Below are 16,994 nucleotides of genomic sequence, written 5' to 3'. Positions count from 1 at the left end.
CGGTCATCAGATGTTCTTGGCGGCCGAGATGACCGGGGCGAACTTCGCGTTCGAAGCCTCGGCGAGCTTCGAAAGCCCGGCGTTCACCGCCTCCAGCACGATCTCCGAGAGGTTGCGGGCGTCGTACTCGCGGATCGCGCGGGGGTCGATGTCGATCGAGGTGAACCGGCCGTCGCCGCGGAGGGTGACGGTGACCTCGTTCTGCCGCGAGTGCGCCTTGACCTCCATCGCCTCGACCGTGCGCTGGATCCGCTGGACCTCTTCGGTCTGCTTGCGCACCTGCGCCAGCAGTTCGTCCATGTCCGGCACCGCGTACGGATCGGTCATCGCGTTTTCCCTTCGTGCTGGCGGACGTGGACGCTGCCCACGAACCGCTGGAAACCGGGTGAGAGCGCCCGCGCGGTCGCGGGCGCGGCCGTGCAGGCGAGCTCGAGCACCAGCCGCTGCTCCGGCGTGGCGCCGGGGACGGTCAGGTGCACCTGGGTCTGGATCAGCTCGGTGCCTTCGCCGGTGCGCAGGCGCAGCAGCTGCATGACACCGGGCGCGGCCGGGGCGCCGACGTCCCGGTGGCTCAGGACGTCGAGCCCGGCCGAGGTGAGGGACAGCCGCTCGACGGCTTCGGCGGCGATGTCGTCGATCGACTTCGCGTCCGGCCGCTGCTGCACGCTCACCGTGATGTTCGGGACGAACTCGCCGGCCGGCGCCTCGTGCACGGCGACGAACACCGCGCCGGAGTCGCCCGGGTCGACGGCCGTCCAGCCGTCGGGGATCACGAAGTCCAGGGGAAGGGTCACCACGCCCCCACGGAGGAAACCGCGTCGTCCCAAGCGGAACCGACGGCGTTGGCCGCGTCGTGCGCCGCGGTGCCGACGTAGTCGACGGCCGCGCCGCCGTACTCGCTGATCGTGTGGCCGACCTTCGGCAGATCGATGTCGATCTTCGCGCCGATTCCGGCGCCGAAGCCGAGCGCCGCGCCCGCCTTGAAGTTGACCTTGAGGTGGCCCGCGTCGTAGACGGCCTGGGCATCGAGCTGCGCGCCGACGCCGTACTGCAGCGTGCCGTTCGCGCCGACGCCGATGCCGGCGACGTCCGCCGCGACCTCGCCCTCGACCTTGCCGCCGACGAAGACGTTCGCGTGCGCGCCGACGCCGTGCGCGCCGAGGGTGCCGGACGCGCTCGCCTCGCCGCCGGCGAACACCGTGCCCTTGGCGTGCGCCGACGAGACGCCCCAGTCGCCCTTGAGCTCGCCCTCTTCCTTCACCGCGGCCAGCTCGGTGTGCCCGGACGCGCCGACGTCCCAGCCCTTCGACGTGATCTTCCCGTCGTACTCCGGGGTGAGCCCGTCCTGGTCCTGCTTGAACTTGTAGTAGGTGATCTCGGTGTTGTTGCCCAGCTTGTCCTTGAGGCTCTCGGGCTTCGGCTGCCCGAACGGCGTGTCCGCCTTCTTCGGCGCGCGAGTGCCTTCGAGGCCGTCCCAGGTGAGCTTCTTCCAGCCCGAGTTCTTGAACCACGACGGCGCGTCGCGCGGCCGCTTGCGCCCGTCGAGCGGGCTGCCGTTGAGCCACCCCAGCGGGCCCGCGGTCTTCTTGCCCAGCTTGTACTCCAGCCGCTGGGTGCCCTCGGGCGGGAACAGCTCGGCGAGCGCGTCGGAGAACTCGTCGACGACCTGGCGCGCCGCCTGGACGCTCTGTTCGCCGAGCTGGCGGGCGGCCTGGATGAACGCGCCGACCGAGGCCGAGTTCACCGCGCGGGCCTGCGCGGTCAGCTGCTGGGCGTACTGGTCGAACTGCGCGAGCACCGAGTCGACGGCGGCCTTCGCGGACTGCACGAGCTGCGACGCCGTCGAGAGCCGTTTCGCCTGGTCGTCGAGCTTCGTGGCGGCGTCGGTGAGCTCCCCGCCCAGTTTCCGCGCCGCGGTGGCGAACGCGGTGTAGGCGTCGCCGTCCCAGTCCGCGTGCAACGTTTTCGCCGAGTCGTCGATCTCCTTGGCCTTGCCCGAAACCGTCGAGGCCTGGGTGGCGACCCGCTGCGACGCCGCGCTCAGCGCGCCCGGATCACCCGTGACGCGCCGCTGGCACTCGACGAGAACCTGCCGGTACCCGGACAGCACGGAGCTGACCACACCCGACGCGTCGACGACCCCCGAGCCCCACATCGGCTAGTTCCCGGCCGCGTCGTAGCCGACGTGCTGGCTGAAGTGCTTTCCGTTGTAGTCCAGGTCGATGTCGACGTCGAAGTCCTGGCCACCGGGAGCCTCCACAGTGGACTCACCGGTGGTGAGGTTGGTGTGGATGGTGACCTCGTTCGCACCGCCGATCGCGCCGGAGCCGCCGGTGACCGGGGCGGGCTGCGTGACGGGCTGGGTGACCGGCGCCGGCTGGGTCGGCACGGTGGCGCCGTGCTGCGACGGGTCCACCGCGATCCAGCTGTTCGACGGGTCGAGCGGGGTGCCGTTGGCCGTCACCGGAGTGGTCGCACCGCTGGAACCGCCGCCGGTGGCGAGCGCGGGCGGGGTGTAGTCGGTGAACGAAGGCTGCTGCGGGATCCCCCCACCGCTCCCGCCCGCCACCGCCTGCTGCCCGGCCGGGCTCGCCACCGACGACGGGGCCTGCGGCGCCGTGACCGGGGTGGTCCCCGCCGACGGCGTCGTCGCTCCCGCGGTTGGAGTGTCGTGGTGGAACAGCTTCTCGATCTCGCCGATGACCGTCGCCAGCTGGGTGATCTGCTGGGCGAGGTCGGTCGCGCCGAGCGCCTTGAGCAACGCGCCGATCGACGTGATGAAGGCCCGCAGCGACGCGCTCGTCCCGGTCGACAAAGCGACCGCCGCGCCGTAGGTCCACGGGTTCGACATCAGCGAAGCGACCGTCGGGTTCACCGCGGCGACGACCGCGCGGTACGCCTCCTGCGCGGTCTTGATCAGGGTGCCCGAGATGCCGAGCAGCTCGGCGCCCTTCTGGACCACGCCGATGATCTTGGTCAGCTGGTCGAGGGAGTCGGTGATCTTCTTCAGCGCCGACTCGCTCGCCGCGCCCGACCAGATCTTGCCGAGCTGGTCGGCGGCCTTGGACAGCTCGGTGTACATGCTCAGGAACTGCTCGGCCTTCTTGACCAGATCGAGCACGTGCTGGGCGATCTGCTCCGGCTGACCGGTGACGATCTGCGGCAGGACGGTGATCGGCCCGCCCGAGGCCGCGGTCGCGTCCATCGCGCTGGAGTTCGGGAAAGTCAGCATCGGACGACCTCACAGAGTCTCATCGGGGTCTCATCAGGCACACGGGAAGAAGTTCAGACGACGGACGCGGGCCGGTACACGCTGACTTTCGCCAGCCCGCTGATACGGGCGTCGAGGAGCCCGTGGTTGTACAGGCGGCCGCCGTCGCCGGCGACGCCGATGACCGGCTGGCGGTCGGAGAACAGCAGTGGTTCGACCACCACGACGTCCCCGCTGTGCACGCCGCCGGGGACGTCGGAGAACGTGCGGGCGGTGCCGGCGTAGACCTCGATCAGCCCCATCCGCGCCTGGTTGTCGGCGTCGCCGGCGAGCCAGTCGTTGAAGTCCGCGACGCCGTGGAAGCGGGTGTCGGTGATCGGGTGGTCGCCGAGCTTGCCGAGGTCCGCGTCACCCAGGTAGCGCAGCACGTTGCCGACCGACGACGGCTCGCCGTGGGCGCCCGCGCTGTCGTTGATCGCCAGGGTGGCGAGCTCGGAGGCGTGCGAGTTCCCCCAGATCGACGAGGGCGCCGTGGCCCCGCCGGTCGCGGTGCCGCCCCCGTACCCGGTGGCGACGTCCTTGTCGGCCGCCTGGTAGGCGTCGGCGCTGGCCTTGACGAGCCCGTTGATCTGCTGCAACAGCTGCAGGAGCGTGCGGACCGCGGTGATCTGGCCGGAGTGCAGGGCCGCGTTGGCGGCGGCCACCGCGCTGCCGAACGTCGCGAACGACGTCGGCTGCACGACCAGGCGTTCGAGGTCGGCCACGGCGTTGATCCCGTGGGCGATGATGCCGCCCACGTTCCCCACGGCGGAGCGCATCGCCTCGGGCTCAGCCCGGTACTCGCCGGCCATGGGTCTCCTTCCGCGGATGGCTTGCTCGGCAGAGCGTAAGTTCGTCCCCGGAAGCGGGCGGACGGCAAAAGTACCCACCGCGAGCGGGCGGTGAGTGGCCAAAATACCGGGCAGAGCCATCCCGGATCTGGAGTTTTCGCCGCATGAGCCTTACGCCCGAGCGCCCCACCGAGATCGTGCTGCAGTCGCCGCCGATGCTGCCGAAGAGCTCGTCCGGCGGGATGATGCAGCTGATGATGTTCCTGCCGATGATGCTCGGCATGGGCGCGATGTCGTTCGTCTACATCGGACGCGACGGCGGGGTGATGACCTACATCTTCGGCGCGCTGTTCATCTGCGCCATGGGCGGCATGGTCGTGATGTCGCTGGGCCGCGGCGGGATGGCGAAGAAGGCGCAGATCAACGACGAGCGCCGCGACTACCAGCGGTATCTCACCGGCCTGCGCGGCCAGGTCCGCGACATCGCCGACGGCCAGCGCGCCGCGATGGTCGCCGTCCAGCCCGACCCGGCCGACCTGTGGGCCTACGTCGAGACCGGGCAGCTGTGGGACCGGCGGCGCACCGACTCGCAGTTCGCGCAGGTCCGCGCCGGTACCGGGCCGCAGCGGCTGGCGACGCCGCTGAAGGCGCCGCAGACCGTGCCGCTGGAGGACCTGGACCCGGTGTCCTCGACCAGCCTCAAGCACTTCATCCGCACCTACTCGACGGTCGACGGCCTGCCGGTGGCGCTGTCGCTGCGGTCGTTCGCCGCGGTGAGCCTGGCCGGGCGCCGCCCGGACGTGCTCGGCCTGACGCGGTCGCTGCTGTGCCAGCTCGCCACCTTCCACTCCCCCGCCGACCTGCGGATCGCGCTGTGCGTGGCGCCGGACCGGCAGCACGACTGGGAGTGGCTGAAGTGGCTGCCGCACGCGACGGCGGCGACGGCGTCGGACGCCGTGGGCTCGCGGCGGCTGGCGGCCGAGGCCGCGGCCCCGCTGGCCGAGCTGCTCGGCCCGGACCTCGGCGAGCGGCCGGTGTTCAGCCGCCGCGCGGCGAGCGAGCTCGACCTGCCGCACCTGGTCGTGGTCGTCGACGGCGGCAACGCCCACGGCGAGCCCCGGCTGATCGGCGTCGACGGCCGGCTCGGCGTCACCGTGATCGAGGTCGGGGCGGAGCACCCGCGGACGTTCTCGACCGAGAAGCTGCTGAGCCTGCACACCACGCCGGACTCGCTCGGCATGGTCGTCGGCGACGCCACCGAGCAGCGGCTCGGGTTCCTCGGCCGGCCGGACGTGCTCGACCGCGGCGCCGCCGAGGCGCTGGCCCGGATGCTGACGCCGTTGCACACCCCCGCGGCCGTCGTCGGCGAGGCGCCGATGTCGGCGACGTTCGGGCTGTCCGGCCTGCTCGGCATCGGCGACCCGCGCGACACCGACACCGCCGTGACGTGGGCGCCGCGCGCGGCGCGGGACCGGCTGCGGATCCCGCTGGGCGTCAACCCCGAGGGCCGGCCGGTGGACCTGGACCTCAAGGAGTCGGCCGAGGGCGGGATGGGCCCGCACGGCCTGGTCATCGGCGCGACCGGGTCCGGCAAGAGCGAGCTGCTGCGGACGCTGGTGACCGCGCTGGCCGTGATGCACTCGTCGGAGACGCTGAACCTGGCGCTGATCGACTTCAAGGGCGGCGCGACGTTCGCCGGGATGACCGGGCTGCCGCACACCTGCGCCGTCATCACGAACCTGTCCGACGACCTCGCGCTCGTCGACCGGATGGCCGACGCCCTCAACGGCGAGCTGCTGCGGCGGCAGGAGCTGCTGCACGCGGCCGGGAACTACGCGTCGGTGCGCGACTACGAGAAGGCCCGCGCGGACGGCGCGCCGCTCGACCCGCTGCCGTCGCTGCTGGTCATCATCGACGAGTTCAGCGAGCTGCTCTCGGCGCGGCCGGAGTTCATCGACCTGTTCGTCGCGATCGGCCGGCTCGGGCGCTCGCTCGGGATCCACCTGCTGCTGGCGTCGCAGCGGCTGGAGGAGGGCCGGCTGCGCGGGCTCGACTCGCACCTGTCCTACCGCGTCGGCCTGCGGACGTTTTCCGCCGCGGAAAGCCGTGCGGTGCTGGGGGTCGCCGACGCCTACCACCTGCCGCCGGTGCCGGGGTCGGCGTACCTGAAGGCCGACACCGACACGCTCATCCGGCTCAAGGCGGCCTACGTCTCGGGTGAGCTGCCGCCGCGCAGCACGGTCGTGCGCGAGGACGGCCAGGAGCTCGGCGTGCTGCCGTTCTCGCTGGCCCCGGTCGAGATCCCCGTGACGACCGAAGTCGAAGACGCGCCGGCCGCCGACGGCACCGGCGAGACGATCATCCACGCGATGCTCTCGCGGCTGGAAGGCCGTGGCCCGTCGGCGCACCAGATCTGGCTGCCGCCGCTGGCCGAACCGCCGACGCTGGACCAGCTCCTGCCGCCGCTGGGCGAGGACGCCGCGCGCGGCCTGTGCCCGCTCGGCTGGGGCGGCAACGGGAAGCTGACGATCCCGGTCGCGCTGGTGGACAAGCCGTTCGAGCAGCGCCGCGACATGCTGTGGGCCGACTTCTCCGGCGCGGGCGGGCACGCGCTGATCGTCGGCGCCCCGCAGACCGGCAAGTCGACGCTGATGAAGGACATCGCGGGCATGCTCGCGCTGACCCACACCCCAGCCGAGGTGCAGCTGTTCGTGCTGGACATGGGTGGTGGCGCGCTGGCGCCGATCGCCGGGCTGCCGCACACCTCCGGCTACGCGACCCGCCGCGACGCGCAGCGCTGCCGCCGGGTCGTCGCCGAGCTGACGACGTTGCTGGAACAGCGCGAAGAGTTCTTCGCCGCCAACGGGATCGAGTCGATCACGACGTTCCGCCAGCGCCGCGCGGAGTTCACCGAGAGCGCCGACGGCCGCGAGTTCGGCGACGTCTTCCTGTTCGTGGACAACTGGACCACGATCCGGCAGGAGTACGAGCAGCTGGAGGAGCAGATCACCGGGCTGGCCGCGCGCGGCCTCGGGTTCGGCATCCACGTGATCGTCTCGCTCAACCAGTGGATCGGCGTCCGCGCCCAGCTGCGCGACGCCATCGGCACGCGCTTCGAGCTGCGCCTCGGCGACCCGATGGACTCCTCGATCGACCGCAAGGTCGCGATCAACGTCCCCGCCGACCGCCCCGGGCGCGGCATCACCGCGGAGAAGCTGCACTTCCTCGCGGCGCTGCCGCGGATCGACGCCGACCAGCGCCCGGAGACGATCGGCGCGGGCGGCGTCGACCTGACCCGCCGGATCAACGAGGCCTGGCAGGGCCCGCGCGCGCCGCAGGTCCGGCTGCTGCCGCCGGAGGTCCCGCTGGACACCCTGGCCGCGGGCGGCGGCAAGCAGGTCACCTTGGGCATCGCGGAGTCGACGTTGCGCCCGGTGTACCTGGACTTCGCGGCGGACCCGCACTTCGTGGCCTTCGGCGACGTCGAGTCCGGGAAGAGCTCGCTGCTGCGGGCGATCGCAACCGGCATCACCTCGGCGTACACCCCCGACGAGGCGGCGATCATCGTCGCGGACTACCGCCGCGGCCTGCTGGGCGCGGTCTCCGAAGCGCACCTGCTGGGCTACGCGGGCGCGGAAGGCAAGCTGACGGAACTGATCGCGGACTGCGCGACGGCGATGCGCAACCGGTTGCCGGGCCCCTCGGTGACGCCGGAGCAGCTGCGCAACCGCTCGTGGTGGCGTGGCCCGGAACTGTTCGTCCTGGTGGACGACTACGAACTGGTGGCCACGGTCGGGCGGAACCCGCTGCAGCCACTGCTGGAGTTCCTGCCGCAGGCGCGGGACATCGGCCTGCACGTGCTGATCGTGCGAGGTTCCGGCGGTGCGGGCCGCGCGCTGTTCGAGCCGGTGCTGCAGCGGTTGCGGGAGCTGGGCTCCCCGGGCCTGATCATGTCGGGCACCAAGGACGAGGGCGCGCTGCTGGCGGACGTCAAGCCGTCACCGCAGCCGCCGGGCCGGGGAACGCTGGTCTCGCGCCGCCACGGCACGGGTCTGGTGCAGGTGGCGTGGACCAAGCCCGTGGAGTCCTGACCGCCGGTCTCAGTCCTCGATCACGGGGTTCACCGGCGAGAGGAACGGGTCCAGCCGGGTGACGAGCCGGCCTCTCGCCATGACCCGCACCCGGAACGCGCCGGGGCCGGGCGGCCGCTCGAGGTCGTCGGACCGTTCGTAGAGCAGCCCCCAGGATCCGGGGAACCGCCTCGCGACGAAGTCCAGCAACCCGGTCAGGTCCGTGCCGAGTGCGGCCGGCCGGTTGGGCGCTTCCGTTGACGATGAGGAAGTACGTCCCGTTGTGCACGTCCAGGGACGCCGCGGCGGACGGCACGCCGTCCCAGCCGAGGGCCTCGATGCGCGCACGCAAGTCGCGAAGCCCGTCGTCCAGGGTGCCCGAATCGCCGTCTTCAGCGTTCTCGGAGATGCCGAACCACCCGTGGAGCTCGTACATCCGCCGCACGGTAGCGGCTCCGGACGGCCGGGGCGTTCTGACCGCGGCCGTCTTCCGCTACAGTTCCCCGCCTGCGCCACCGCGGGCGCGGCCGGCTTCCCGGGTGCGCGCGGGCGCCGGCGTTTCCCCAGGGAGCTGTCCGTGAAGACCGTGGTCGTCGAGGAACCCGCCGCAGTTTCGCCCTGGCGGCTCGTCAACCGCGTCACGCTCGGGCTCACCGTGGCCGGCTTCGCCGCCGCGGCCTGGGATCGGCGCTGGATGAGCGACGACGGCCTGATCGTGCTGCGGACCGTGCGGCAGCTGCTGGCCGGGAACGGGCCGGTGTTCAACGTCGGTGAGCGCGTCGAAGCGAACACCAGCACGCTCTGGACGTACCTGCTGGCCGCGTTCGGCTGGGTGCCCGGTATCCCGCTCGAGTGGGTCGCCGTGGTCACCGGCCTGCTCTGCGCGGCCGCCGGGCTGCTGCTGGCCCTCGACGGCGCCCGCCGGCTCAGCGGCGGGTTCGCCCTGCCTGCGGGCGGGCTCGTCGTGCTCGCGCTGCCGCCGTTCCGGGACTTCGCGACATCCGGACTCGAGACCGGCCTGATCCTGCTGTGGCTGGGCGGCACGTGGTGGCTGCTGGTCCGCCGCGCCCTGCGGCAGCCGTGCGGTCCATTGTGGACGACGGCCGTCGTCGTGGGCCTGGGTGTGCTCGTCCGGCCGGATCTCCTGCTGTTCAGCGTCTTCGCCGGGATCGGCCTGCTGGCGCTGGAGTGGCGGGGTTGGCGAGCCGCAGCGGCCTGGCTCGCGGCCGCCGCGGCGCTTCCGTTGGCGTACCAGGTGTTCCGCATGGGGTACTACGGCCTGCTGACGCCGAACACCGCGCTGGTGAAGGAAGCGTCGAGGGTGCGGTGGGACGAGGGCTGGGCGTACCTGGACGACTTCTTCACGCCGTACCTCCTGTGGATCCCGCTCGCGCTGTGCGCCCTGGCGGCCCTGCTCCGGCGCTTCTCCTTCGACCGCCGGGTGGTCGTCGTGTGCGCGGTGCCGGTGGTGGCCGGGCTCGCGCAGGCGCTGTACGTCGTCCGCATGGGCGGCGACTTCATGCACGCCCGGATGCTGCTGCCGGCGCTGTTCTGCCTGCTGCTGCCGGTGATGGCGGTCCGGCTCACCCGCGCGTCGGCCCTGCCGGTGGCCGCGCTGGGCGCCTACGCCCTGGTGGCCGCCGTCGACCTGCGGACGCCCTACGCCGGCCTGCCGGCCCCGCTCGACGAAGCCACCGGGATCGCCGACGAGCGCGCGAGCTACGTCATCGCCAGCGGCCACCCGAACCCGGTCCTGGCCACGGACTTCGCGCAGTTCACGGCGATCGCCGACCGCCTCCGCCCGCGCCTGGCCGCGGAGCCGGGCCCGGTGCTCTTCTGGGACGACGACACCTGGCACGCATACCCGTCGGCGGCCGGCTACAGCGCCGGGACGTTCTTCAACATCGGCGGCCCGGGTTTGCTGCTACCGCTGGAGGTGGCGGTCCACGACCCGATCGGCCTCGCGAACCCGGTGGCCGCGCACACGACGCCGTACCCGGATCGCCGCGTCGGCCACGACAAGTACGCGGGCACGATCTGGGCGGTGGCGGACCAGGCCCTCGGCACGCCGGCCGAGTTCCCCCCGGACAACCTGGCGGCGATCCGCCGGACGCTGGCCTGCCCGCAGGTGCGCGAGATGCTGGACTCGGTCCGCGCGCCGTGGACGTTCGCGCGGTTCCGGGAGAACGTCGTGGGCGCGTTCGCGCGCACCGGCCTGCGCTACGACCACGACCCGGTGAAGGCCCAGTACTGCGGGCCGCCGGATCGGTGAGTGAGGGTCGGCGGGCACCTCAGCGCGCGGGCGCGGTCATCTCGGCCGTGAAGCGGTAGTAGCAGACCGCCCGGGGCTTGCCCCCGATTCCGCTGACCGATACCGGGGTCATGACCTGGACTCGCGCGCCGGGGATCGGGCGGGCGGCGGCCTGACAGCGGTCCAGGATGGGCTGGTAGGACCCGCTGATGTCGGGCATCGAGCCCTCGGCCAGCGGGAGCACCGCGAACGCCTCGGCGGTGTGCCGCTCGGTGCAGGGCGTCAGCAGCACGTCGACTTCGCCCGTGCCCGTCGGAGACCAGAAGCATTGGCCCGCCGTGATGTCGAGCCCGTGCGCCTCCCCCGCGGGCAGCTGTTCCCCGGACGGCTGCCGCCACCACACCACGCAGGCGGCGAGGACGAGCAGCCCGACCACGAGCGTCGCGATCGCGTAGCGGCCGACCGGTCCACCGTCGGCAACTTTCCGACTTCGGTAGGTTTCGGAAAATTCCGGCGGAACTTACCTTGGGCGAGTCGTCCCGCTCGGGACGGATCACCAGGCCGAAGGGCATTTTCATGCGAATGTCTGTGGTTTCGAAGGCTTCGAAGGCTTCGAAGGCGGTCGCCGCGGTCGGTGCCGCCGCCGCCGCGTTGAGTCTGGTCTCCGCGGGAGTCGCGGACGCCCAGGAGGACATCATCGGCGGGGGCACCGTCTCCTCCGCGCCGTGGGGCGCCCAGATCTACTGGAACAACGTCACCACCTACGGCGGTTTCGAGTGCTCCGGGACGATCATCGCCCCGCAGTGGGTGCTCACCGCCCAGCACTGCCTGAACTCGCCGGGCATGCACGTGAAGGTCGGCAACGTGACCCTCCAGCAGGGCACCAACGCCGCCGTCGACCAGCAGAAGGCCTCGCCCAACGGCGACGTCGCGCTCCTGCACCTCTCGACGGCGGTGAACACCACGTACATGAAGCTCGGCACCGGCAACCCGCCGTCCGGGTCCACCAACCAGATCTACGGCTGGGGCCGCACGCAGGGCACCAGCCCGCCCTCGAGCACGCTGAAGACCGCCAACGTCCGCGTCACCGGCACCAGCACGGACGCCTTCGGCGGCACGGCCATCGCCAGCCAGGGTGTCAACGGCTCGGCCTGGCACGGCGACTCGGGCGGCCCGGAGCTCTACAACGGCCTCCAGGTCGGCGTCTGCTCCACCGGCAACAACTCCGGTTCGAACCCGCAGGGCACGCAGAACTACGCGAGCATCGCGTCGAGCCGCAGCTGGATCCGCACCACCGCGGGCGTCTGACACGCGTCCCGCGCCGGCCTCACCGCCCGGGAGGCCGGCGCGGGGCATACTCGCCCCATGAAGTTCCGCACCACGGTCCTGCTCGGCGGCAAGACGGCGACCGGCCTGCCGGTGCCCGACGACGTCGTCGAGGCGCTCGGCGCCGGCAAGAAGCCCGCGGTCACCGTCACCCTCGGCGGCCACTCCTACCGGACGACGGTCGCGAGCCGCGGCGGGCAGTACCTCGTGCCGCTCAGCGCGGAGAACCGCGAGAAAGCGGGCGTCGCCGCGGGGGACGACGTCGACGTCGAGATCGTCCTCGACACGGCGCCGCGCGAGCTGGAGATCCCGGCGGACCTGGCCGCGGCGCTCGCCGCCGACAGCGAAGCCCTGAAACGGTTCGAAAGCCTGTCCTACAGCCGGAAACAAGGGTTCGTGCTGCCGATCGGGCAGGCGAAGACCGAGGAAACCAGGCAACGGCGGATCGCCAAAGTCGTCACGGACCTGCGCGCCGGGAAGTGATGGACGCCCGGACGGTCCTGCGGGTGCTCGAAACCCTGGCCCCGGCCGAAGTCTGGCTCGCGGGCGGCTGGGGTGTCGACGCCCTGCTCGGCCGCCAGACGCGCGAACACCGCGACCTCGACCTGCTGCACCGCCGGGAGCAGGAGCCGGCGGTGCTCATGGCGCTGGCCACGCTCGGCTACCGCGAGACGCTCGACCTGCGCCCGGTCCGGTTCGTCCTCTCCGGCGGCGGCACCGAGCTCGACCTGCATCCGCTGGTCTTCGCCGAGGACGGCTCAGCCGTCCAGGCCGCCCCCGGCGGGACTTTCCCTTATCCCGCCGGGTGTTTCGTCACCGGCCGGATCGACGGCGTCGAGGTGCCGTGCGTTTCCGTGGCCCAGCAGGTGTTCTTCCACCAGGGGTACGAGCCGGCCGGGCGTGATCTCGCGGACATGCTGGCCCTGCGCGAAGAATTCGGCGTCGACACCCACTTCTAGTCCACAATGGACGCACGTAGCGCCGCCTTGTCCGGCTTCCCCGACGGCGCCACCGGTACCGCGTCCACCAGCTCGAACCGCGCCGGCACGGCCGCCTCCCCCAGCTCGGCCGCCACGCCCTTGCGCACCTCGGCCAGGTCCGGCGTGCGCCCCGGCACCGGCACCACGAACGCCACCGCCGCCTCGCCGGTCAGCGCGTCCGGTACCGCGACGACGTACGCCTGGTCGACGTCCGGGTGTGCGGCGATCGCGTGCTCGATCGGGCCGGTGTAGTGGATGATCGCGTTGACGATCACGACGTCGCGGGCGCGGCCGGACAGGTGCAGGTACCCCTCGGCGTCGAGGTGCCCGAGGTCCTGGGTGCGTACCCAGCCGTCGTGCAGCACCTCGGCGGTGGTGGTCTCGTCGCGCCAATAGCCCGCCAGGGCCGACGGCGTGCGCACCCAGACCTCGCCTTCCCGCCCCTCGGCCAACGCGGCGCCGGAAGCGTCGCGGACCTCGATCTCGACCGTGTCGCACGCCTTCCCGACCGACCCGGGCCCCTCGTCCGCCCCGCAGACCGTCAGCATCCCGGTCTCGGTCTGGCCGTAGGCGTGGTGCATCGCGGGCCCGATCAGCTCGGCCGCCTCGGCGAGCTTGTGCGGCGGCACCGGCGAGCCGGCCACGATCAGCGTCCGCAGGTCGCTCAGGTCGACGTCCTCGGCCCGCAGGACGTCCAGGACCTGGTGCAGCCGCGGCACGGTCATCAGCGCCGCGCTCACCCGCAGCCGCGGCAGGATCCACGGGAAGTCCGGGAGCCCGTCGGGGACCACGGCCGTGCCGCCGGCGAGCAGGCAGAGCGCCAGCTGTTCGAGCATCACCGCGCTGGAGAGCGTGCCGAACAGCAGGAACCGGCTGAACCCGGCGCCGAGCTTCTCGTGCGCCGAGCCGGGCTCCGGCGCCCGCCAGACGCGCCCTTCGGTCAAGGCCCGGTAGCTGAACGCGACACCCTTCGGGACGCCGGTGCTGCCGCTGGTGAACACGACCGTCGCGATGTCGCCGGGCCGGCCGGCGGGCACCGGTTCCTCGTACGCGGCGAGCAGTTCCGGCCCGATCCGCAGGATCAGCGCGCCCGCGACGGTGCCGAGCAGCTCGGGTGACTCGGTCGCCTCGTCGACCACGAGCGCGTCGATGTCCTCGACGATGTGCCGCAGCTGCGGCACCGGCAGCCCGGCCCGCACGCAGACGACCCGGCAGCCGAGCACGTGCGCGGCGACGATCGCGGCGAAGCCTTCGGGCGTGACGGCGGTGGCGATCCCGACGCCGGCGCCCGGTCCGAGCCCGGCGGCCCGCAGCCCCGCGGTGAACCGGCCGACCAGCTCCTTCAGCGACGCCCGGGTGGTCACCGCGTCCCCCCGCTCGAACGCGGGCACGTCCGGCGCGCGATCCAGTTCGGTGAGCAGAGCGTGCGGGTGGACCATCTCGGGCCGCCTTCCGTCCGGGGCCCCCGGGTCTACCGGGCGGATCTCAGAATTTCGGCAGAGACCACCCGGAGCCGGGTCGGCGTGTTGACCACCGTGCGATCATCTACGAGCAGCCCGAGCACGACGCCGCGCACAGGGGCGCTGTCGCTCCGGCGAGCACGACAGCGGGTGGTGCCACGACCGGAGCGTGACCAGCGGATTTCCTTTGTCTGCCAGGGCATACAGCCTGGCCGGGACGGTCACGACGGGCACTGAAGCGCGCCCCCGTCCGGGGATGGGCCGGTCCCCTGTGGGTAATAGTGCCGTCAGCACGACCGGCAGTTGTGCCGTTTGACCACACCCCCCTTCTTTCTAGCGTGACTTTCACACCGCGCGGATCACCGCGCCAGGGGAAATTCGCTTCAGGAAGGAGGTGGCCCGTCGATGTCCAGTCCGGGATTCCAGGCAGATTCCGCTGCTATGACGCGCGCCGTCCAGGGTTTCGAGGAAACCGCCACGAACGCCAAGTCCACGATGGCCAGCTTGGAGTCCGAGCTGACCGAGGCCCTGCGCAACTACAAGGGTGACCAGGCCGTGGCGTTCTGGGATCTCCAGCGCCGGCTCCAGGAGAAGATGACCACGGCCGTGAAGGAGCTCGACACCATGTCGCAGCTCGTCCACACCAGCCACGCGAACTACGGCCGCGGCGACTCCGACGTCCACCAGAGCTTCCAGGGGGTCGGCAACACCCTCGAGGGCTCGGGCGTGATCCCCCGCCTCAACCCCTGACCTGAGAGGACGTACCGATGGCCGACGTCGTCGAAATCAACTTCGCCGCGCTGCAGCACAGCTCGGCGTCCCTGGCCGCCAAGGCCAAGGCGCTCACCTCGCAGCTGGAGCAGCTGCACCAGAACCTCCAGCCCATCACCGCCACCTGGTACGCCTCCGGCAGCTCCGCCGGTGACGCGGCGCGCCAGTCGGAGACCCGGCTGCGCCAGGCCACCGCGGACATCGTCGCCATCATCGCGCAGTTCGGCGGCAAGGTCGGCGAGGCCCACGACCTCCAGCAGCAGCTGGAGAACCGCAACCAGGGACTGTTCGCGGGCTGATCCGCGCCCAGACGTCGGTCGGCCGGTGCGGGACACCCCCCGCTCGCACCGGCCGATCGGCTTTCCCTTTTCCCTAGCGTGCGACGAGAGAGCCGGGATCCGATGCACGACCAGTCGTACTACGTCCACCTGGAATCGCTGAAGGACTTCGTGCGGGAGCTGGAGACCCAGATCCACGCGATGTCCAAACCGAACGACTTCCTGCTCACCCTCGGCGAGGAGCCGCTGCTGTTCGGCGAGTTCGGCGAGGCCGGGTCGCTGGCCGACGCCAACCGCGCCGCGGTGTCGGAGATGCAGGGCCTGCTCGACCAGGTCCGCAGCGCGATCGGGTTCGCGCAGGACGTCACGAACACGGTCGCCGACGGTTACGCGAACGCCGACCAGTCGGTGGCCGGCGACCTGCACAGCTCGGGTGCCGTCACCGGCCTGCTGGACCCGGTCCTCGGCCTGCTCGGCCTCGGTGACGGCGACAGGAGCAAGGGATGACCCACCACCACGACACCACGGCCCACACGAACTTCGCCGCGTACAGCCATCAGCAGCTGTACGCGATGCTGCAGGCCGGCGACCCGAACAGCGCGCGGCACGCCGCCGACAAGTGGAAGTCCGCGTCGCTGCACCTGCACGAGCAGGCCCACAACCTGAACTCCGAGCTCACCGAGTTCAAGGACCAGTGGACCGGTGGCGCCGCCGACCAGTACCAGCACATGATCGTCGACCTCGCGAACGGCATCGCCAAGGTGGCGCAGACCGCCGAAGCGATGAACGTGATGCTCGGCGACGCCGCCGACGCGCTGGTCAAGGCCAAGAAGGAGATGCCGCCGCCGGTTTCGGTGCCGGACGTCTCCCCCGCCGACGTCGCGCTCGCGGTGAACCCGCCGCTGCTGCCGCCGGACGCTTCGCCCGCCGTCATGCAGGCCGCCGCACAGCAGCGCCAGCAGGCGATCTCGAACGTCGAGGCGCAGCAGTCCGCCGCGAACGCCGCCGGTTCCGCGCACGGCAAGGCGATCGCGGTCATGACCACGCTGGCCGGTGAGTACAGCGTCGCCGAGGACTCGATCCCGGCGTCGCCGAACGCCGTCGAGACGCCGGCGACCGTCCCCGCCGGCGGTGGCGCGGGCGGCACGGGTTCGCCCGGCCTCGTCGGCAACGGCACGACCGATCCCGGCGTCGTCGTCACGCCGACCGACGGGCACCCGCTGCCCGGCGCCGACGGCACCACCCAGCAGCCCGGCACGACCGTGCCGACGTCGAACCCGCTGTTCGGCGACATGTTCACCGCCGGGCTCGCCGCGGCTTCCGCCGCCGCGTTCGGCCGGTTCGGCTCGATCATGCCGAAGGTGCCCGGCTGGGCGTCCGGCAAGGACCCCAAGGAGAACAAGGACGAGGCGCCCGGCACGAAGCTCGGCGGCGGCGCCGGCGTCGAAGGGGGCGCCGGGGGCGGCATCCCGATCGGCGGGGGTGACGCGCCCTCGATCGGCGGCGGGATCCCCGGGGGCGGCGGTCTCGGCGGCGGCGCGGACGCCCCGGCGGCGCACTCCGGCCTGGCCGGCGACGGCGGCTCGGGCAACGCGCTCAGCGGCCTCGCGGGCAGCGCGGTCGGTGCCGCGGGTGCGGCGGCCGCGAAGAGCGCGATGCCGATGATGCCCATGATGCCGATGGGCATGGGCGGCGGCGGGGACATGGGCTCCGGGCGCCGGATCCCGGCCTGGCTGGTGGAGACGGAGAACGTCTGGGGCCAGTCCGCCCCGGTCGCACCGCCGGTGATCGGCGAAGAGCCGGACGTCTACTGACCC

17 protein-coding genes and 1 pseudogene are annotated in these 16,994 nt (G+C 72.1%); 9 read left to right on the top strand and 9 right to left on the bottom strand.

Going from position 1 to position 16,994, the window contains the following annotated elements; all coding sequences use genetic code 11:
• Positions 1 to 6: 6 nt before the first annotated feature.
• From OHS18_RS42680 to OHS18_RS42660, 5 genes are read right to left on the bottom strand one after another with little or no spacing between them, the layout of a single operon-like run.
• Positions 7 to 327, bottom strand: coding sequence for a YbaB/EbfC family nucleoid-associated protein (locus OHS18_RS42680; protein ID WP_328443017.1), 321 nt, complete (start codon positions 325 to 327; stop codon positions 7 to 9).
• The gene (locus tag OHS18_RS42675; protein WP_328443018.1) at positions 324 to 797 is read right to left on the bottom strand and encodes a hypothetical protein; all 474 of its coding nucleotides are present in this window, start codon (positions 795 to 797) and stop codon (positions 324 to 326) included. Before OHS18_RS42675 ends, OHS18_RS42680 begins: the two co-directional genes overlap by 4 nt.
• Positions 791 to 2,155: a WXG100 family type VII secretion target gene (locus OHS18_RS42670; RefSeq protein ID WP_328614631.1), complete on the bottom strand. Its 1,365-nt coding sequence runs from the start codon at positions 2,153 to 2,155 to the stop codon at positions 791 to 793. Before OHS18_RS42670 ends, OHS18_RS42675 begins: the two co-directional genes overlap by 7 nt.
• A 3-nt stretch (positions 2,156 to 2,158) precedes the next feature.
• Positions 2,159 to 3,232 carry a WXG100 family type VII secretion target gene (locus OHS18_RS42665; protein WP_328614630.1) on the bottom strand — a complete coding sequence of 358 codons (1,074 nt, stop codon included), beginning with the start codon at positions 3,230 to 3,232 and terminating at the stop codon, positions 2,159 to 2,161.
• Between the two features lie 53 nt (positions 3,233 to 3,285).
• On the bottom strand, positions 3,286 to 4,062 hold the full coding sequence (locus OHS18_RS42660; protein WP_328443021.1) for a WXG100 family type VII secretion target: 777 nt from the start codon (positions 4,060 to 4,062) through the stop codon (positions 3,286 to 3,288).
• A gap of 143 nt (positions 4,063 to 4,205) precedes the next feature.
• Between OHS18_RS42660 and eccCa the strand changes: the two genes are divergently transcribed.
• On the top strand, positions 4,206 to 8,132 hold the full coding sequence (gene eccCa, locus OHS18_RS42655; RefSeq protein ID WP_328614629.1) for a type VII secretion protein EccCa: 3,927 nt from the start codon (positions 4,206 to 4,208) through the stop codon (positions 8,130 to 8,132).
• 9 nt (positions 8,133 to 8,141) lie between these two features.
• On the opposite strand, the gene OHS18_RS42650 is transcribed toward eccCa, so the two are convergent.
• Entirely contained in the window at positions 8,142 to 8,459 is a 318-nt protein-coding gene (locus tag OHS18_RS42650; protein WP_328614628.1) for an Imm7 family immunity protein, read from the bottom strand.
• Positions 8,458 to 8,547: pseudogene (locus tag OHS18_RS48675) on the bottom strand (hypothetical protein); the annotation flags it as partial. The gene OHS18_RS42650 and the pseudogene OHS18_RS48675, both read right to left, overlap by 2 nt.
• Positions 8,548 to 8,688: 141 nt before the next feature.
• Between OHS18_RS48675 and OHS18_RS42645 the strand changes: the two are divergent.
• Positions 8,689 to 10,383 (top strand): arabinofuranosyltransferase, encoded by a 1,695-nt coding sequence (locus OHS18_RS42645; RefSeq protein ID WP_328614627.1) that lies wholly within the window; start codon positions 8,689 to 8,691, stop codon positions 10,381 to 10,383.
• Positions 10,384 to 10,402: 19 nt separating this feature from the next.
• Here OHS18_RS42645 and OHS18_RS42640 read toward each other — a convergent pair whose 3' ends face one another.
• Positions 10,403 to 10,798, bottom strand: a complete 396-nt coding sequence (locus OHS18_RS42640) for a hypothetical protein (protein WP_328614626.1) — start codon at positions 10,796 to 10,798, stop codon at positions 10,403 to 10,405.
• Positions 10,799 to 10,944: 146 nt separating this feature from the next.
• Here OHS18_RS42640 and OHS18_RS42635 point away from each other — a divergent pair, with 146 nt between their 5' ends.
• Genes OHS18_RS42635 through OHS18_RS42625 form a run of 3 tightly spaced genes read left to right on the top strand, consistent with a single transcriptional unit; the run spans position 10,945 to position 12,647 of the window.
• The gene (locus tag OHS18_RS42635) at positions 10,945 to 11,670 is read left to right on the top strand and encodes a S1 family peptidase (protein ID WP_328614625.1); all 726 of its coding nucleotides are present in this window, start codon (positions 10,945 to 10,947) and stop codon (positions 11,668 to 11,670) included.
• A gap of 57 nt (positions 11,671 to 11,727) precedes the next feature.
• Complete coding sequence (locus OHS18_RS42630) at positions 11,728 to 12,171, top strand: YdeI/OmpD-associated family protein (RefSeq protein WP_328614624.1); 444 nt, start codon at positions 11,728 to 11,730, stop codon at positions 12,169 to 12,171.
• On the top strand, positions 12,171 to 12,647 hold the full coding sequence (locus OHS18_RS42625) for a nucleotidyltransferase domain-containing protein (RefSeq protein WP_328443028.1): 477 nt from the start codon (positions 12,171 to 12,173) through the stop codon (positions 12,645 to 12,647). Before OHS18_RS42630 ends, OHS18_RS42625 begins: the two co-directional genes overlap by 1 nt.
• Here OHS18_RS42625 and OHS18_RS42620 read toward each other — a convergent pair.
• A complete protein-coding gene (locus tag OHS18_RS42620; RefSeq protein ID WP_328443029.1) occupies positions 12,644 to 14,107 on the bottom strand; it encodes a class I adenylate-forming enzyme family protein in 1,464 nt (487 codons plus the stop codon). The two genes, OHS18_RS42625 and OHS18_RS42620, sit on opposite strands and share 4 nt — an antisense overlap.
• Positions 14,108 to 14,533: 426 nt before the next feature.
• Between OHS18_RS42620 and OHS18_RS42615 the strand changes: the two genes are divergently transcribed.
• The 4 genes from OHS18_RS42615 to OHS18_RS42600 all read left to right on the top strand — a co-directional run bounded on the left by OHS18_RS42615 (position 14,534) and on the right by OHS18_RS42600 (position 16,991).
• Positions 14,534 to 14,878 carry a WXG100 family type VII secretion target gene (locus OHS18_RS42615; protein ID WP_256475974.1) on the top strand — a complete coding sequence of 115 codons (345 nt, stop codon included), beginning with the start codon at positions 14,534 to 14,536 and terminating at the stop codon, positions 14,876 to 14,878.
• A 17-nt stretch (positions 14,879 to 14,895) separates the two neighbouring features.
• Complete coding sequence (locus tag OHS18_RS42610) at positions 14,896 to 15,198, top strand: hypothetical protein (RefSeq protein ID WP_072480751.1); 303 nt, start codon at positions 14,896 to 14,898, stop codon at positions 15,196 to 15,198.
• Positions 15,199 to 15,300: 102 nt separating this feature from the next.
• Positions 15,301 to 15,684, top strand: a complete 384-nt coding sequence (locus tag OHS18_RS42605; RefSeq protein ID WP_328443030.1) for a hypothetical protein — start codon at positions 15,301 to 15,303, stop codon at positions 15,682 to 15,684.
• Positions 15,681 to 16,991: a WXG100 family type VII secretion target gene (locus OHS18_RS42600; protein ID WP_328614623.1), complete on the top strand. Its 1,311-nt coding sequence runs from the start codon at positions 15,681 to 15,683 to the stop codon at positions 16,989 to 16,991. The genes OHS18_RS42605 and OHS18_RS42600 overlap by 4 nt, the downstream gene beginning before the upstream one ends.
• Positions 16,992 to 16,994 lie beyond the last annotated feature (3 nt).

The organism is Amycolatopsis sp. NBC_00355, from assembly GCF_036104975.1.
GTDB lineage: Bacteria > Actinomycetota > Actinomycetes > Mycobacteriales > Pseudonocardiaceae > Amycolatopsis.
Note: the sequence above shows the minus strand (reverse complement) of the source record. Positions and strands in the feature narration are given on the sequence as shown.

What these genes read in the sequence shown, in the direction of transcription:
- OHS18_RS42660 (WP_328443021.1), bottom strand. Translation starts at nt 4,062, where the DNA reads ATGGCCGGCGAGTACCGGGCTGAGCCCGAGGCGATGCGCTCCGCCGTG.
- OHS18_RS42605 (WP_328443030.1), top strand. Translation starts at nt 15,301, where the DNA reads ATGCACGACCAGTCGTACTACGTCCACCTGGAATCGCTGAAGGACTTC.
- OHS18_RS42670 (WP_328614631.1), bottom strand. Translation starts at nt 2,155, where the DNA reads ATGTGGGGCTCGGGGGTCGTCGACGCGTCGGGTGTGGTCAGCTCCGTG.
- OHS18_RS42630 (WP_328614624.1), top strand. Translation starts at nt 11,728, where the DNA reads ATGAAGTTCCGCACCACGGTCCTGCTCGGCGGCAAGACGGCGACCGGC.
- OHS18_RS42620 (WP_328443029.1), bottom strand. Translation starts at nt 14,107, where the DNA reads ATGGTCCACCCGCACGCTCTGCTCACCGAACTGGATCGCGCGCCGGAC.
- OHS18_RS42635 (WP_328614625.1), top strand. Translation starts at nt 10,945, where the DNA reads ATGTCTGTGGTTTCGAAGGCTTCGAAGGCTTCGAAGGCGGTCGCCGCG.
- OHS18_RS42615 (WP_256475974.1), top strand. Translation starts at nt 14,534, where the DNA reads ATGTCCAGTCCGGGATTCCAGGCAGATTCCGCTGCTATGACGCGCGCC.
- OHS18_RS42610 (WP_072480751.1), top strand. Translation starts at nt 14,896, where the DNA reads ATGGCCGACGTCGTCGAAATCAACTTCGCCGCGCTGCAGCACAGCTCG.
- eccCa (WP_328614629.1), top strand. Translation starts at nt 4,206, where the DNA reads ATGAGCCTTACGCCCGAGCGCCCCACCGAGATCGTGCTGCAGTCGCCG.
- OHS18_RS42600 (WP_328614623.1), top strand. Translation starts at nt 15,681, where the DNA reads ATGACCCACCACCACGACACCACGGCCCACACGAACTTCGCCGCGTAC.
- OHS18_RS42625 (WP_328443028.1), top strand. Translation starts at nt 12,171, where the DNA reads ATGGACGCCCGGACGGTCCTGCGGGTGCTCGAAACCCTGGCCCCGGCC.
- OHS18_RS42665 (WP_328614630.1), bottom strand. Translation starts at nt 3,232, where the DNA reads ATGCTGACTTTCCCGAACTCCAGCGCGATGGACGCGACCGCGGCCTCG.
- OHS18_RS42680 (WP_328443017.1), bottom strand. Translation starts at nt 327, where the DNA reads ATGACCGATCCGTACGCGGTGCCGGACATGGACGAACTGCTGGCGCAG.